We start from the raw sequence: 15,577 nt of genomic DNA, 5'->3' as shown, positions 1-15,577 counted from the left end.
ATCAATCAGATTGGCGACAACGTGGCGAACACGCTGACCAACCCCACTACGCCGCATGCCAGCACAATTTCCAGCTGAGTCATACGAATAAACAGACGTTGCGCAGCAAGGCCCGCAACATGAAAGCGCGGGACCAGCCAGTAACGGTTCCAGAGCGCAATCAGCACCATAAGTGACACCAGCCCTGCCTTGCACAACAACAGTACAACATAATCATTGAGATGCCAGTCTACTGGCGACCCGGCAATCAGCAGGCTGTTAATCACACCGGTGACGATCGTTAAGGCTACAGCAATGTGACCATAACGGGAAAAACGCATCATGGTTCGGATGGCATCAGTCCGGAATTCAATATTACGTGCCACTCGCATCAGCACCAGTATCGGCACTAACCCGCCCGCCCAGAAGGCGGCGGCGACTAAATGTACTGCGTGGTTACCTTGTTGCAGCAGTCCGGTTATACCTTCGCGCATTGCGGCATGGCCGGTGAGCGCCAGGGAGCCGGTCTGCAGCAGGCCAGACAACAACCAGACCTGCTGACGTAGCCGCCCGCGCAGGCTTATCGCGGCCAGGCCGCACAGCGCAAACAGTAGCTGCCATTGCCATACCGATCCCCAGCGGGTTGAGAACACCGCCAACCAGACAGACATGTCTGACAGATTGTGCCAGTCGCCGCTCATCAGCACATTTTGCGTGGCCAGCATCCCCAACGCCGTTAACAGCGCCAGCCAGGCGCTTGCCTTCAGCAAGGGAAACAGACGAGTTGCCAGTGATGGCCGGAACGCAGCAGGCGCCAGCAGCGTGGTATAGAAGGTGCTTCCCACCAGCAATATCAACGCCGTGAAATGCAGCGCGCGCAGCACCAGCCACAACAGGGTCACAGATTTATTTCACGGTAAAAGCGTAACGTCCGTGCGTCTTATGCCCATCCACGGACAGCACGTGCCAGTTGACCTGATAACTGCCCTGCGCCAGCGGTTGGGCAAAATCCACCAGCAGGCGGTTGTGCTGCTTGCCATCCAGCCGGGCCTTTTCGCCTACGGCTTTATGCTGTGCATTGGTTACCTCAACGCCACTGAATGCGGCTTCCACATCTTCTGTGAAGGTCAGCGTAATGTTCTGTGGGGCGGGTGAAACCGCCGCGTTGGCTGCAGGCGTCGAAGACTGCAGATGCGCATGGGCTAGCGCGAACTGGCTAAAAGCCAGGGCACCAGTGGCAACCAGGCCGATTACCACACGAGAAATCGCTGTTTTGTTCATCACATCATCCTGTTAGCTGTCGTTAAGGCCACGAGCGTGGCGCAAGAATACGCCGCAGCGATTTAACTGTCGAGGCCAGCAATGCTATCCTGTACCTTGCGCTATGCGGAGGAAAACATTCCGTTTGGCCACGTTTATCGGGAGAACATCATGAGTCATAACCTTGCCTTGCTGTCGCAGGAAGAGAAAGACAAAGTTAATGTCGATCTGGCGGCGGCAGGCGTTGCGTTTAAAGAGCGCTATAACATGCCTGTCGTGGCTGAAATGGTCGCGAATGAACAACCAGAAGCCCTGCGCGACTGGTTTCGTCAGCGTTTAATGCATTACCGTCAGGCCTCTCTCAACTTGTCACGCCTGCCCTACGAGCCTAAACAGAAATAATGATGCTACGCGTAATTGATACAGAAACCTGCGGGCTGCAAGGCGGCGTGGTGGAGGTTGCCTCGGTCGATGTGGTTGACGGCCAGATCGTCAATCCAATGAGCGATCTTGTGTCACCTGACCGGCCAATCAGTCGCCAGGCCATGGCCGTGCACCGCATTACGGAAGCCATGGTCATCGGCAAACCGCCGATTGAAGAGGCCGTCGCCCGCTATCACGGCAGTGCCTTTTATGTGGCACATAACGCCAGTTTCGATCGCCGGATGTTGCCGGAAATGCACGGCGAGTGGATCTGCACGATGACGCTGGCACGTCAGCTGTGGCCGGGCATCAAATATGGCAATCAGGCGCTGCGCCATAGCCTTAAGCTGGAAGTTACCCCGCCTGCGGAGTTACATGCCCACCGGGCACTTTACGACTGCTATGTGACGGCCGCCCTGCTCATCAGGATTATGGCGATCTCCGGCTGGAATGCGGAAGAAATGTGTCAACGCTCGCAGCCTGCCGCTCAACGTGATGATGTGCTGCCATTTGGCAAGTATCGTGGTCAGGCGTTGGCCGTGATTGCCCGTAAAGATCCGGGTTATTTGAAATGGATGCTGGATAACGTAAAAGATTTGCGCCCACCGTTGCGGCAGGCGCTGCGGAAGTGTCTTAGTCAGCTTCCGTAAGATCTGCCGGTGGCAGGCTGCCCTGCGCAAGGGCGACAATGAAGGTGAGCTCAAGGGCTACGCCTTCATAAGCCTTATATCGACCGGACTTGCCGCCGTGCCCCGAGTCCATGTCGGTACAGAGCAGCAGCAGATTGTCATCCGTTTTATGCTCCCGCAGTTTTGCCACCCACTTAGCCGGTTCCCAGTATTGCACCTGTGAATCATGCAATCCGGTTGTCACCAGCAGGTGGGGACAGGTTTTTGCTTCAACATTGTCATAAGGACTGTATTGCCGGATATAGCGGTAGTACTCCGCCTCATTGGGATTCCCCCACTCCTCATATTCTCCGGTCGTCAGAGGAATAGACTCGTCCAGCATGGTGGTTAACACATCGACAAAAGGCACCTGTGCGACCACGCCATGATAAAGCGTTGGGGCCAGATTAATGATCGCGCCCATCAGTAATCCCCCCGCACTTCCGCCCATCGCGTAAAGCCGGTCTGAATGACCGAATCCGCGAGCCACGAGCGCATTCGTCACATCGATAAAATCGGTGAAGCTGTTCATTTTATTCAGCAGTCGACCACCGTCATACCACTGCTGTCCCATCTCCCCGCCGCCTCGCACATGCACCAGTGCATAGACAAAACCGCGATCCAGCAGACTGAGGCGACTGACGCTAAAATCTGCATCCATGCTACTGCCATAGGCGCCGTAACCGTAAACCAGCATCGGGTTTTGCCCCTTCTGGAAATACTTGCGGTTGTACACCAGCGAGACCGGTACTTCTGTCCCGTCAGAGACGGTGATCCAATGGTGCTCGCTTTTGTAATCATCCGGATTAAAGTCTTTTACCGCACTCTGTTTCAAAATGCGGCGTTCACCCGTGTCCATATCCAGTTCAAACAACGTGGCGGGCGTGGTCATTGACGAATAACCATAGCGCAGCTTGCTGGTGCGGGTCGTGGGGTTGTATGCCAGCCAGGTGACATAGGTGGGATCGTCAAACGCAATGCCGCTGGTTTCTCCCGTTTGCCAGTTGATTTGCCGCAGGCTGGTCAGCCCACGCTGGCGCTCTTCCACCACCAGCCAGTCACGGAAGAGCTGAAAGTCTTCCATCACAATATGGTCGCGCGCCGGGATCACGGTTTCCCAACGTGACTCCTCCAGATAGCGGCTGCGATACAGGCCGAAGTTTTTCCCATCGCGGTTCGAGCGTATAAAAAACGTATGGTCATAATGATCGAGACTGTATTCGTGATCGCGCCGTCTGGGCAAAAAAACCTGAGGAATAGCGTCCGGGAAACTGGCATCAATCAGCTGAATTTCACTGCTGCTGGTGCTGTACAGCACGACCAGGATGAATTGTTTCGATGTGGTTTTATGGATGCTGAGGTGATAGGTATCGTCTTTTTCTTCGTAAACTAACCGATCGTCGCTCTGCGGCGTGCCCAACTCATGTTGCCAGAGCTGGTAAGGCAACAGGGTTTGCGGATGTTTACGTACGTAATAGAGCGTGCGCGAATCGCTGGCCCACGCGAAGCTGGAGGACGCATCGTTGAGCACCTCTGGATACCAACTGCCGTTATCCAGATTGCGAAAGCGGATACCGTACTGACGCCGGGAAAGGAAGTCTTCTGCCAGCGCCATTACCCGGTTATCCGGGCTGATGTGCAGCGCGCCCATGGTGTAAAAATCACTGTGCGACGCACGCTGATTCGCATCCAGCAGCAACGTCCACGCCTCGCTCTCCTCGCTGGCGGCTGGCTGTCGGTAATAGGCAGCGTATTCATTGCCGCTTTCATACCGGCTTTGATAGCGATAGCCATTTTTCACGTAAGGTACGGAGTGATCCTGCGGTGGCAGGCGGTCGATAATTTCATGCAGAATACGATGCTGTAAGGGCTGCTGTGAACCCATGATTTTTTGGCCGTAATTGTTCTCAGCGCGCAAATAGTCCAGTACGTCGCTGTCTTCACGTCTGTCATCACGCAACCAGTAATAATTATCAACGCGCGTCTCGCCATGCAACGAGAGTTCATAAGGTATTTTTTTTGCGCTCGGTGCTTTCATGTCATCCGTCCCGCTGAATGTAATGAACACTAAGCGTGGCACTAATGTAATCAGATGCCAAGTTAAGTACGAACATTGTTAATTAATTCAGGGCCATGTGGCGGCCCTGTTCGGGATTAGCTGGCTTTCTGCTGGAGGATATCTTGCTGAATGCCATCACGGACATCCTGTGGGATTTTTAACGCATCGCCCAGTGCCGATAGATAGCTGCGCTCCATAAAATGGTCCACATCAATGGCGGCACAGCTCAGAAAATAGAGTTCAAGCGCCTCTTCTTCATTTTTGACATCAGCGGCGAGCCACTCAGGGTCCAGCGGTCGCTGCATAGCCTGCTGGATGAGCGTTTCGGCATCCTGACCATAGCCTGCCTGATGGATATTTTGCTCAATCGCTGCGCGTTCCCGATCGTCGATATGACCATCACTTTTGGCGGCAAAGACCAGAGCGGTTACCAGACGTTCTGCCCGCTGATCCACAGGCGTTTGCCATTCGCCAAAGCCGGGGTCATTCTGATGGGTTTCCCGCACCCGTTGTTTATATTTGTTCCACAGCACAGCCCCTGCTGCTGCACCGCCGCCGATAATCAATGCTTTGCCGCCATAGCGGGTTAACAACTTCCGGGATGATTTGCTGGCCACCAGCATGCCCGCCAGCCCACCCAGTGCACCCGGAGCCAACATATCGCTCAATCCACCGCTGGATTTGCCATCGCTGCTTTTTGTAGCCAGTAGCGATTGAATCTGTTGCAGCCAGTTATTCATCGTTCACTCCCTTAACCATTCGGAAACATCATCATTACCAAAAAGATGTCAGGAAACGTCAGAGCAGGAAAAGTAGCGCAAACCCTGCCTCAAAAGCAGAAGGGGTGAGAACGCAAACGTTTTCGTATATACTGCGCGCGCATTTTGACTGCTTTGATTTTAGGTGGATTTATGACGACTCTCGGAACTGCGCTGCGCCCTGCCGCAACGCGCGTTATGCTGTTGGGCTCAGGTGAACTGGGCAAAGAAGTTGCGCTGGAATGTCAGCGTCTGGGTGTGGAAGTGATCGCAGTTGACCGCTATGCCGATGCGCCTGCTATGCATGTTGCCCATCGCAGCCATGTGATTAACATGCTGGATGGCGATGCACTGGCCGCCGTTATCGCGCAGGAAAAGCCTCACTTTGTCGTGCCCGAAATTGAAGCTATCGCGACCGATAAGCTTCTGGAGCTGGAGCAGCAAGGCCAGCACGTGGTGCCCACCGCACGCGCCGCGCGCCTGACCATGAACCGCGAGGGCATTCGTCGTCTGGCGGCAGAGGAGCTGGCGCTTCCTACCTCCAGCTACCGTTTTGCCGACAGTAAAGATAATTTTGTGTCTGCCGCCGCCGAGATAGGGTTTCCATGCATCGTTAAACCGGTGATGAGCTCTTCAGGTAAAGGTCAGAGCTTTATCCGGGATGCCAGCCAGTTGGAAAAAGCCTGGGACTATGCCCAACAAGGCGGCCGTGCGGGCGCAGGACGCGTTATCGTCGAAGGCGTGGTGAAGTTTGATTTTGAGATCACGTTGCTGACCATCAGTGCCGTTGACGGCATTCATTTTTGTGCACCCATTGGCCATCGTCAGGAAGACGGTGATTACCGTGAATCCTGGCAGCCTCAGCAGATGAGCGAACTGGCACTGCAACGTGCTCAGCATATCGCTGAAACCGTGGTAAAAGCCTTAGGTGGCTATGGATTGTTCGGCGTGGAGCTGTTTGTCTGTGGCGATGACGTGGTATTCAGTGAAGTCTCACCCCGGCCGCACGATACCGGTATGGTGACGCTGATATCACAGGACCTGTCTGAATTCGCCCTTCACGTTCGTGCTTTCCTTGGTCTGCCCATTGGTGCCATTCGTCAGTACGGCCCTTCTGCATCAGCCGTGATCCTGCCGCAGTTAACCAGCCAGAATGTGCAGTTCGTGAATGTGGAAGCCGCGCTGGGTGCAGGTTTACAGTTGCGCCTGTTTGGCAAACCGGACATCGAGGGCCAGCGCCGTTTAGGCGTCGCCCTGGCCTGTGCTGATACAACCGAAGAAGCCGTTGCGCGCGCGGTCGCCAGCGCGGCAGCAGTCAGCGTTCAGGGTTAATACCGTTTGCGGTGAGTCCAGGACTCACCGCACACTTTTGACTTGCTTTACTTCGCGCCAGCGACGGCGTCACGCGCCAGTTGGGTAATGCGTTGCCAGTCACCCGCTTCCAGTGCATCGTTGGGCACCAGCCAGGAGCCGCCGATGCAAAGCACGCTTTTCAGCGCCAGATAGTCACGGTAATTCGCTGGTGAGATACCGCCCGTCGGACAGAAACGGACCTGAGGGAAAGGCCCGCCGATAGCCTGCAGCGCTTTTACCCCGCCGTTGGCCTCCGCCGGGAAAAATTTGAATTCCCGCAAACCATAATCCATACCCGTCATTAATTCTGACACCGTGCTAATACCAGGAATCAGCGGGATCGGGCCTTCCACCGCAGCCTTGAGCAACGGCTCAGTAATACCCGGACTGATCACAAACTGAGCACCCGCGTCTGTGACTTCCTGCAGCTGTTGAGGGTTAAGCACGGTGCCGGCCCCTACAATGGCGTCAGGCACATGTTTGATAATGGCACGCAGTGCCTCCATCGCCACGGGGGTGCGTAACGTCACCTCAAGCACCTTGACGCCGCCTGCGACCAGCGCCTGCGCCATAGGAACCGCATGTTCCAGTTTATTAACCACAATTACCGGCACGACCGGTCCGGTTTTCAGAATCTGTTCGGCACTCGTTTTCCAGTTTTTCATCACATCCCCTGATGCATAACATTGGGAGCGGCACGCCGGAGAAAACACAGCGTCAGCCCTGTTAACAGCGCTACTACCATACAGGATTCACGGTTTATCCGTCTATTGCCGGTTGAGATTTTTAAAACGGCAGTTCATTTTTGAGAGTGAGTGCCAAAAAAAGCCCGCACGCGGCGGGCTGAGACATTTATTCAAATTCGTTCCAGGAACGACCATCACGGGTAATCATGGCGACGGAAGCAACCGGCCCCCACGTCCCTGCCTGATAAGGCTTGGATGAATCGCCATCTGCGGCCCATGCATCGATAATCGAATCCACATACGTCCAGGCGGCTTCCACTTCATCGCGACGCACAAACAGCGCCTGAATACCGCGCATGGATTCCAGCAACAGGCGCTCGTAGGCATCCGCCAGATGAGACTGATTGAAGGTTTCTGAGTAGCTCAGATCCAGCTTGGTGGTTTGCAGTTTATGTTTATGATCCAGGCCTGGCACTTTGTTCAGGATCTCGATATCAACACCTTCGTCAGGCTGCAAACGAATAGTGAGTTTATTCTGTGGTAACTGAGAGTAGGAATCTTTGAACAAGTTCATCTCAGGGTTTTTGAAATACACCACAACTTCTGAACACTTTGTCGGGAGACGTTTACCGGTACGCAGGTAGAAAGGTACGCCTGCCCAACGCCAGTTATCGATATCCACGCGGATAGCCACAAAGGTTTCAGTAGCGCTGGTTTTATTCGCGCCTTCTTCTTCCAGGTAGCCCGGTACCTTCTTGCCCTGCACAAAGCCAGACGTGTACTGACCGCGCACCGTTTTTTCGCGGACGTTGGTTTGATCGATTGGACGCAACGAGCGCAGCACTTTCACTTTCTCATCGCGAATACTGTCCGCGCTGAGATCGGAAGGCGGAGACATGGCGATCATCGTCAGAACCTGTAACAAATGGTTCTGGATCATATCGCGCATCTGGCCAGCTTTATCAAAATAGCCCCAACGGCCTTCGATACCGACTTCTTCGGCCACGGTAATTTGCACGTGATCGATCGTGCGGTTATCCCAGTTATTCACAAAGATGGCGTTGGCAAATCGCAGGGCTAACAGGTTCAGCACCGTTTCTTTGCCCAGATAGTGGTCGATGCGGAAAACCTGGCTCTCGTCGAAATATTCGCCCACGCTGTCGTTAATTTCTTTTGACGTTTCCAGCGAGGTGCCCAGCGGTTTCTCCATCACGACACGTGCCGGCTTGTCATTCAGCTTCGCCTTGCCCAGTCCCTGACAAATGGCACCAAAGGTGCTTGGCGGCATGGCAAAATAGTTGATGGTGGTACGGTTTTTCTGATCCAGCATCTTACCCAGTCGTGGGAAATGCGAGGTATCATTCACATCAAGATTACAGAAGTCGAGACGGCTGCTGAGCTTGTCCCAGAGCGCTTCATCAATCTTTTCCTTCATGAAGGTTTCTAACGCTTCACGCACCACTTTGGTGTATTCAGCCTTATCCCACTCAGCCCGGCCCACACCGATGATTCGGGTTTCTTCATGAATCTGGCCCGCTTTTTCTAACTGATACAGCGAGGGCAATAGTTTACGACGGGCGAGATCGCCTTTGGCGCCGAAAATTACCAGATCGCATGCCTGGGCTATTTGTGTTACCGCCATTTTCCTCTCCTCGTTGCAGGATTGTCCCGGTGGCGTTGCGTCCTGAGCACCGGGTCCACGTTGTCATGTTCTTTCAGCACAATGTACTTTTTTCCCCAGGCCAGGTAAACCAGCCAGCGGCGTCACGACGCTAACTCTGCACCCAATTAGCATCTGAGGTAGGTTGACCCGTGCGCTTTCCTCTATTTTTCTGTGTCAAATATTGTCTGGCAAAAATCCAGCGTGGGCCTGATTATCGCAAAAAAAAGTGCTGCAGACTTATCAGACCTTGCGCCCCTGTCGGTCAGGCAGGGTATATTCTCTGTTAATTTACTGTAACAACAGCAATTATTCATTTTAACAGATACGCCATGCTTAGCAGGTCAGGACTATGTTGGATAAAATTCGTGCGCAGATGACTGTGCTCAGTAAGTCAGAACGTAAAGTGGCACACCATATTCTCGCCGCACCTGAGCAAGCGATACATTCCAGTATTGCCACGCTGGCTCGGGCGGCCGAGGTTAGTGAGCCCACGGTAAACCGCTTTTGCCGACACCTGGGCACGGCGGGTTTCCCCGATTTTAAACTTCAGCTTGCCCAGGCCCTGGTGAAGTCACCTAACTGGCTGAGTCGGGATGTGCAGGAAGATGACAGCGTTGAGCGCTACAGCGAGAAAATCTTCGATTCCGCCCTTGCCGGTCTTCAGCGGGTACGGGACAGCCTCGATCTGGCCGCCCTGCAACAGGCCGTGGTTTATTTAACGCGTACCGACAAAATTACCTTCTTTGGTTTAGGTGCGTCCGCCGTGGTAGCGCATGACGCCTTCAACAAGTTTTTGCGGTTTAACCTGCCGGTTATCTGGTCAGACGATGTGGTGATGCAACGCATGAGCTGTATCAACAGCCGCGACAACGAGGTGTTTGTTTTGATCTCCCATACCGGGCGCACCCGCAATATGGTCGAGCTGGCGCAGCTCGCGCGCGCCAACGGTTCTACCGTTATCGCCATGACGTCAGCAGGCTCGCCGCTGGCGCTTAACGCCACGCTGGCGCTGCTCGTCGATGTGCCGGAGGACACTGATATCTATCTGCCAATGGTCTCGCGACTGGCTCAACTCACCGTGATCGATCTGCTGGCTACCGGTTTTACGCTGGAACGGGGGCCGTCCTTCCGGCAGAACCTGAAGCGGGTTAAAGAAGCCCTGAAGGCCTCGCGCTACGATAAAACCGCTATCGCCGATAACGATATCTCCTGATTCACCGGCTGGTCGGGCAGCATCTGGCTGGCGCGTAAGCCTGTGCGAAAAAGCGACCTGGCTTGCGTCTGGTCAATTAAGCTTTCGCTAAAGCCGTCCGGGGGATGACTTCCTTGGTGAGTCTCAGTATTGTATCTAAGAAAAATGCCTTTACTTTACTTCGTAAAGGCCCGGTGCCACAGTTCTGACACACTCGAATGTATAATAATACCTCTGTGTGGTAAGCATGATCTGATAGGTTAACCCCTTAAAATGTAATGATTCAGCTCAGTTCCAACCTCCAAAGGAATCCCTATGTCCCGACGTTTAAGAAGAACCAAGATCGTAACCACCCTCGGCCCAGCCACTGACCGCGACAATAACCTCGAAAAAATCATTGCTGCTGGCGCTAACGTCGTGCGTCTTAACTTTTCCCACGGCACCGCTGAAGATCACCAACTGCGTGCTGACAAAGTGCGCCAGATTGCGGCAAAACTGGGGCGCCATGTTGCCATTCTTGGCGACTTGCAAGGGCCTAAAATCCGCGTTTCAACCTTTAAAGAAGGCAAAGTCTTCCTGAACGTCGGTGACCCTTTCCTGCTGGATGCGTCAATGGGGAAAGGTGAAGGCGATAAAGAGCGCGTGGGCATCGACTATAAAGGTCTGCCTGAAGACGTGGTGCCTGGCGATATCCTGCTGCTGGATGATGGGCGCGTACAGTTAAAGGTGCTGGAAGTTCAGGGCGTAAAAGTCTTTACCGAAGTCACCGTTGGTGGCCCGCTCTCTAACAATAAAGGCATTAACAAACTGGGTGGCGGTCTGTCGGCCGAAGCGCTGACCGAGAAAGACAAAGCAGACATCCTTACTGCGGCAAAAATTAACGTTGATTACCTGGCCGTTTCCTTTCCGCGCTGCGGCGAAGACATGCACTATGCACGTCGTCTGGCGCGTGATGCCGGCTGTGATGCCCTGATGGTCGCGAAGGTGGAACGTGCTGAAGCGGTTGCCTCTCAGGAAGCCATGGACGATATCATTCTGGCCTCAGACGTTGTTATGGTCGCCCGTGGTGACCTTGGCGTCGAGATTGGCGATCCTGAACTGGTCGGTATCCAGAAAGCGCTGATCCGCCGCGCCCGCCAGCTTAACCGTACCATCATCACCGCGACCCAGATGATGGAATCGATGATCACAAACCCAATGCCAACCCGTGCAGAAGTCATGGATGTGGCCAACGCCGTGCTGGATGGGACGGATGCCGTAATGCTGTCAGCTGAAACCGCCGCAGGCCAGTATCCTGCTGAAACGGTAGCTGCCATGGCAAAAGTCTGTCTGGGTGCAGAAAAAATCCCGAGCGTTAACGTCTCCAAACACCGTCTGGACGTACAGTTTGACAATATCGAAGAAGCTATCGCTATGTCGGCGATGTATACCGCCAACCACCTGCAGGGCGTAACCGCGATTATCACCATGACGGAATCCGGTCGTACGCCCCTGATGACCTCGCGCATTACCTCTGGCTTGCCCATCTTCGCCATGTCTCGTCATGAGCGCACGCTGAACATCACGGCCTTATTCCGTGGTGTCACACCGGTGTTCTTTGACAGCAACAATGAAGGCGTGGCTAACGCCCATGATGCCGTAAATCTGCTGCGCGACAAGGGCTTCCTGGTGTCTGGCGATCTGGTTGTAGTAACCCAGGGTGACGTCATGGGTGCCACCGGCACAACCAATACAGGTCGTGTGCTGCGCGTCGATTAATTCCGCCTTTTTAGCCTCACCTGTATTACCATTGGAAACGCGACTGCCCTGCAGTCGCGTTTTTGTTTTTTGACAAGGAGGCCGGATGGCCCGTTACCAACCCATCAGCCAGCTCACTGGTCGCATGATGCTGTTTCCGCTGGCGATGGTGCTGTACGAATTTGCGACCTATATTGCTCACGATATGATTCAACCCGGCATGTTGCTGGTGACTGCCGAATTCGATGTAGGCGCAGAATGGGTATCCACCTCTCTCACAGCCTATTTACTGGGCGGCGTTGTGCTGCAGTGGTTACTTGGCCCGCTGTCAGATAAATATGGCCGTAGGCCAGTATTGCTGTTTGGGATTCTGTTTTTCGCTGCCGCCTGCATTCTGACCACCTGGGTCAGTGATATTCAGGAGTTTGTCAGCCTGCGTTTCGTCCAGGGCATCAGCTTGTGTTTTATTGGCGCGGTAGGTTATGCGGCCATCCAGGAAGCTTTTGACGAAGCCTTAGCGGTGCGCATCATGGCGCTGATGGCAAACGTGGCCTTACTGGCTCCCCTTGCCGGCCCGCTGGCGGGCGCAGCCTGGCTGACAGTGGGAAGCTGGCGCAGTATGTTTTGGCTGTTCGCCGCCTGTAGCGCTGTGGCATTTATCGTTTTATGGCGCGTCATGCCTGAAACCGCCGGGGATCGCACCCAGTCTGTTGCGCTGCCTGTGCTGGCACGCAACTACGGCCGTATTCTCAAAGATCGTCAGGTGATGTTTGGCTCTTTCGCTATTGGGCTGGTGTTTATCCCCATCCTGACCTGGGTTGCGCTGTCCCCGGTGATTTTAATGCGGGATGAAGGGCTTTCCCGTATGCAGTACGCCCTGCTCCAGCTCCCGGTTTTTCTGGCGATGATCGCCGGCAACGTGACGTTGAGTAAGCTGGTAGGCCGGATGCCGATTGAACAACCCGTCAGGTTTGCGGCATGGCCGATACTGCTGGGCCTGAGCCTCGCCCTGTTAGCCACACTGCTTAACGCGCACAGCTACCTGTTTATTACGGCGGGACTCAGTTTGTATGCATTTGGCGGCGGCATGGTCAATGCCGGTCTTTATCGTCTGACGCTGTATGCCAGCGATGAGGGCAAAGGCAGCGTAGCGGCGATGCTGGGCATGGTCAGCATTATGACCCTGGCCACGGGCATTGAGCTGGCTAAGCATTTTTATTTTAACAGCGGGGTGATCGGGTTTAGCCTGATTAACTTTATCAGCGGCATACTGTGGTTTGGTTTGGTGCTGATGTTTCTGCGCGAACGTAAGCGCCACGCAAAAGTGACGCCACTTTAAATCATGCAGGCCGCATTGCGGCCTGCATGTTATTTGCGCGGATACAGCTCGTCACGCGAATAAGGTTCTTTGTCTCCCGCTTTGCGTGTTTTAAGCAGCTTTAATATCCAGGTATATTGTTCCGGATGAGGGCGCACAAACACTTCCACTTCTTCATTCATCCGGCGAGCCAACTGACGGTCATCGGCTTCCACTAAATCGTCCATCGGCGGACGGACATAAATGTCCAGCTTGTGGCTTTCGGCATTATAAACCGGGAACATCGGTATAACCCGCGCACGGCAGACTTTCATCAACCGGCCAACGGCAGGCAACGTGGCTTTATAGGTCGCAAAGAAATCCACAAACTCACTATGTTCAGGGCCATGGTCCTGATCGGGCAAATAATAGCCCCAGTATCCCTGACGGATCGAGCTGATAAAGGGTTTGATGCCGTTTTCGCGCGCATGCATACGTCCACCAAAGCGGCGTCGGGCGCGGTTCCAGACATAATCCAACAGCGGGTCGCTCTGGTGATGGAACATCGCAGCAATGCTTTGCCCTTCTGACGCCAGCAGCATGGCGGGAATATCGATGGCCCAGCCATGCGGCACCAGGAAAATCACGTTTTCCTTTTCGGCGAGCATCTGATCGATAATTTCACGACCGTGCCACTTAACGCGCTTTCGCACCTGAGCCGGATCGCGCATGCCCAGTTCTGCCATCATTGCCATGGCCTGTGGCGCAGTCGCAAACATCTGATCCACGATCGCTTCACGCTGAGATTCACTGAGTTCAGGCAGGCAATAGTAGAGATTAATCAGCGCACGGCGACGCGCTCCTTTCGCCAGCTTTCCGGCAAATTTACCCAGCCGCCCCAGAAGCGGATCGCGCATTTTTGCCGGTACTAACGCAATGCCAGCCAGCGCACCAATGCCCAGCCAACTGCCCCAGTATTTTGGTTTTAAAAAAGAACGTTCAAAAACGGGAATAAATTCACTGTTATTTTTTTTACGGGTTTCCATGCACTCGCCTCAATCAATGACGGGCTAATGATAGTGGCGACGAGTAAATTTGCAATCATCCTGCGCCAGAGATAAAAAAAGTCGACGGCAATACCGTCGACTTTATCAAAAACTTACTTCAGTCCCAACTGGGGTAGCCAGCCTTTCACCTGAGCAAGATACTGTGTTCGTTCTTTACCCGCCAGCCCTTCCATACGCGGCAGCTTGGCCGTTAAGGGGTTCACAGCCTGGTTATTAATCCAGATCTCGAAATGCAGGTGTGGACCGGTTGAACGACCGGTGTTGCCAGAGATCGCAATACGATCGCCACGCTTCACTTTTTGCCCCGGTTTCACCAGCACTTTTTTGAGGTGCATATAGCGCGTCATATACTGACGCCCGTGCCGAATGGCAACATAGTTACCGGCTGCGCCGCCATTTTTGGCCACCACGACTTCACCATCGCCAACCGCCAGAACAGGGGTACCGATCGGTAAGGCGAAATCGACGCCTTTATGAGGCGCAATGCGTCCCGTTACCGGATTAAGGCGACGGGGATTAAAATTAGACGACACGCGGTACTGCTTGACGGTCGGGAAGCGCATAAAGCCACGAGCCAGGCCTGCGCCACTGCGGTCATAGAACTTGCCGTCATCCGCACGGAAGGCGTAGTAATCTTTACCCCCACTGCGTAAACGCACACCCAGCAGTTGGCTTTGAGCACTCTTGCCGTCCATCATTTCACGTGACATCAGCACGCTAAACTTATCGCCTGCACGCAGCTTACGAAAGTCCATTTGCCACTGCATCGCTTTGATGACGCTGCTGGCTTCACCACTGGTCAGGCCGGCACGGCGGGCACTGGCGGCAAAGCTGCCGTGTACCTCACCCTGCATCACGCTATTGCGCCACTCGCCCTGCTGCATCTGCGACTGCATTTTAAAGCCACCGTTATCGGTGCGCTCATAGGTGCGGGTTTCCCGACGCGAAATTTCCCAGGTAAAGGTGTTCAGTGCGCCGTCGTCGTTTAACGTCCAGCTAAGCTGCTGACCGACCTGTAAATTACGCAGATCACGATCGCTGGAGGCCAGGGCGTTAATATCGCCCATGTCGATACCGTACTGATTCAATGCACTACTGAGCGTGTCACCAGAAGAAACCGTGTATTCATGCGTACCAGCGCTGTCTGCGACATCCTGATCGACATCATCCGCAGGAAGCTCTTCATCCGGTTCAGGGGTGCTTTGATCGATGGGTTCACTGGCTTCAGGAAGCAGTGTCCGAAATTCGTTTTTGTCCAGTTCGATGGTTTTGACGATAGGGGTCACATCGTTACTGGGATGGTAGACGTAAGGCCGCCAGACTGCGACGGCCAAAGTGACAACGGTTAACGATCCCAGCATAACGCGGTGGGGGCGCGGCAAATTATTAAATGCGAGGGCGACAGAGCGGGCTATCTGCTGCACGTTGAACTATT

General features: G+C 54.2%; 14 protein-coding genes. 6 read left to right on the top strand and 8 right to left on the bottom strand.

From position 1 onward, the window contains the following. Window positions 1-5 precede the first annotated feature (5 nt). On the bottom strand, window positions 6-881 hold the full coding sequence (copD, locus tag QNH99_RS10035; protein ID WP_410517625.1) for a copper homeostasis membrane protein CopD: 876 nt from the start codon (window positions 879-881) through the stop codon (window positions 6-8). Between the two features lie 4 nt (window positions 882-885). Beyond that, window positions 886-1,260 carry a copper homeostasis periplasmic binding protein CopC gene (gene copC / locus QNH99_RS10030; protein WP_063879882.1) on the bottom strand — a complete coding sequence of 125 codons (375 nt, stop codon included), beginning with the start codon at window positions 1,258-1,260 and terminating at the stop codon, window positions 886-888. A gap of 150 nt (window positions 1,261-1,410) precedes the next feature. Between copC and QNH99_RS10025 the strand changes: the two genes are divergently transcribed. Continuing rightward, on the top strand, window positions 1,411-1,641 hold the full coding sequence (locus QNH99_RS10025; RefSeq protein WP_019105100.1) for a DNA polymerase III subunit theta: 231 nt from the start codon (window positions 1,411-1,413) through the stop codon (window positions 1,639-1,641). A 2-nt stretch (window positions 1,642-1,643) separates the two neighbouring features. Continuing rightward, the gene (exoX, locus tag QNH99_RS10020) at window positions 1,644-2,312 is read left to right on the top strand and encodes an exodeoxyribonuclease X (RefSeq protein ID WP_063879883.1); all 669 of its coding nucleotides are present in this window, start codon (window positions 1,644-1,646) and stop codon (window positions 2,310-2,312) included. Here exoX and QNH99_RS10015 read toward each other — a convergent pair. Both QNH99_RS10015 and QNH99_RS10010 read right to left on the bottom strand, forming a co-directional pair. Beyond that, on the bottom strand, window positions 2,296-4,368 hold the full coding sequence (locus tag QNH99_RS10015; RefSeq protein ID WP_256852266.1) for a prolyl oligopeptidase family serine peptidase: 2,073 nt from the start codon (window positions 4,366-4,368) through the stop codon (window positions 2,296-2,298). The genes exoX and QNH99_RS10015 overlap by 17 nt on opposite strands. Before the next feature lie 116 nt (window positions 4,369-4,484). Next, window positions 4,485-5,129 (bottom strand): tellurite resistance TerB family protein, encoded by a 645-nt coding sequence (locus QNH99_RS10010; RefSeq protein ID WP_063879885.1) that lies wholly within the window; start codon window positions 5,127-5,129, stop codon window positions 4,485-4,487. Between the two features lie 171 nt (window positions 5,130-5,300). Between QNH99_RS10010 and purT the strand changes: the two genes are divergently transcribed. Continuing rightward, window positions 5,301-6,479, top strand: coding sequence for a formate-dependent phosphoribosylglycinamide formyltransferase (purT, locus tag QNH99_RS10005; protein WP_063879886.1), 1,179 nt, complete (start codon window positions 5,301-5,303; stop codon window positions 6,477-6,479). A gap of 47 nt (window positions 6,480-6,526) precedes the next feature. Here purT and QNH99_RS10000 read toward each other — a convergent pair whose 3' ends face one another. Further along, complete coding sequence (locus QNH99_RS10000; RefSeq protein ID WP_096011157.1) at window positions 6,527-7,165, bottom strand: bifunctional 4-hydroxy-2-oxoglutarate aldolase/2-dehydro-3-deoxy-phosphogluconate aldolase; 639 nt, start codon at window positions 7,163-7,165, stop codon at window positions 6,527-6,529. Between the two features lie 187 nt (window positions 7,166-7,352). Beyond that, window positions 7,353-8,828 (bottom strand): glucose-6-phosphate dehydrogenase, encoded by a 1,476-nt coding sequence (gene zwf / locus QNH99_RS09995; RefSeq protein ID WP_063879888.1) that lies wholly within the window; start codon window positions 8,826-8,828, stop codon window positions 7,353-7,355. Between the two features lie 370 nt (window positions 8,829-9,198). Between zwf and QNH99_RS09990 the strand changes: the two genes are divergently transcribed. From QNH99_RS09990 to QNH99_RS09980, 3 genes are all read left to right on the top strand, one after another. Beyond that, window positions 9,199-10,062, top strand: a complete 864-nt coding sequence (locus QNH99_RS09990; RefSeq protein WP_145393900.1) for a MurR/RpiR family transcriptional regulator — start codon at window positions 9,199-9,201, stop codon at window positions 10,060-10,062. A gap of 294 nt (window positions 10,063-10,356) precedes the next feature. Then, the gene (gene pyk / locus QNH99_RS09985; protein ID WP_063879890.1) at window positions 10,357-11,799 is read left to right on the top strand and encodes a pyruvate kinase; all 1,443 of its coding nucleotides are present in this window, start codon (window positions 10,357-10,359) and stop codon (window positions 11,797-11,799) included. Between the two features lie 85 nt (window positions 11,800-11,884). Then, entirely contained in the window at window positions 11,885-13,117 is a 1,233-nt protein-coding gene (locus QNH99_RS09980) for an MFS transporter (protein ID WP_145393899.1), read from the top strand. A gap of 29 nt (window positions 13,118-13,146) precedes the next feature. Here the strand turns inward: QNH99_RS09980 and lpxM are convergent, their stop codons facing one another. Then, a complete protein-coding gene (gene lpxM / locus QNH99_RS09975) occupies window positions 13,147-14,121 on the bottom strand; it encodes a lauroyl-Kdo(2)-lipid IV(A) myristoyltransferase (protein WP_410517624.1) in 975 nt (324 codons plus the stop codon). A 113-nt stretch (window positions 14,122-14,234) separates the two neighbouring features. Then, entirely contained in the window at window positions 14,235-15,566 is a 1,332-nt protein-coding gene (mepM, locus tag QNH99_RS09970; RefSeq protein WP_063879893.1) for a murein DD-endopeptidase MepM, read from the bottom strand. Between the last annotated feature and the right edge of the window lie 11 nt (window positions 15,567-15,577).

Source organism: Pantoea allii (assembly GCF_046529425.1).
Classification (GTDB): domain Bacteria; phylum Pseudomonadota; class Gammaproteobacteria; order Enterobacterales; family Enterobacteriaceae; genus Pantoea; species Pantoea allii.
Note: the sequence above shows the minus strand (reverse complement) of the source record. Positions and strands in the feature narration are given on the sequence as shown.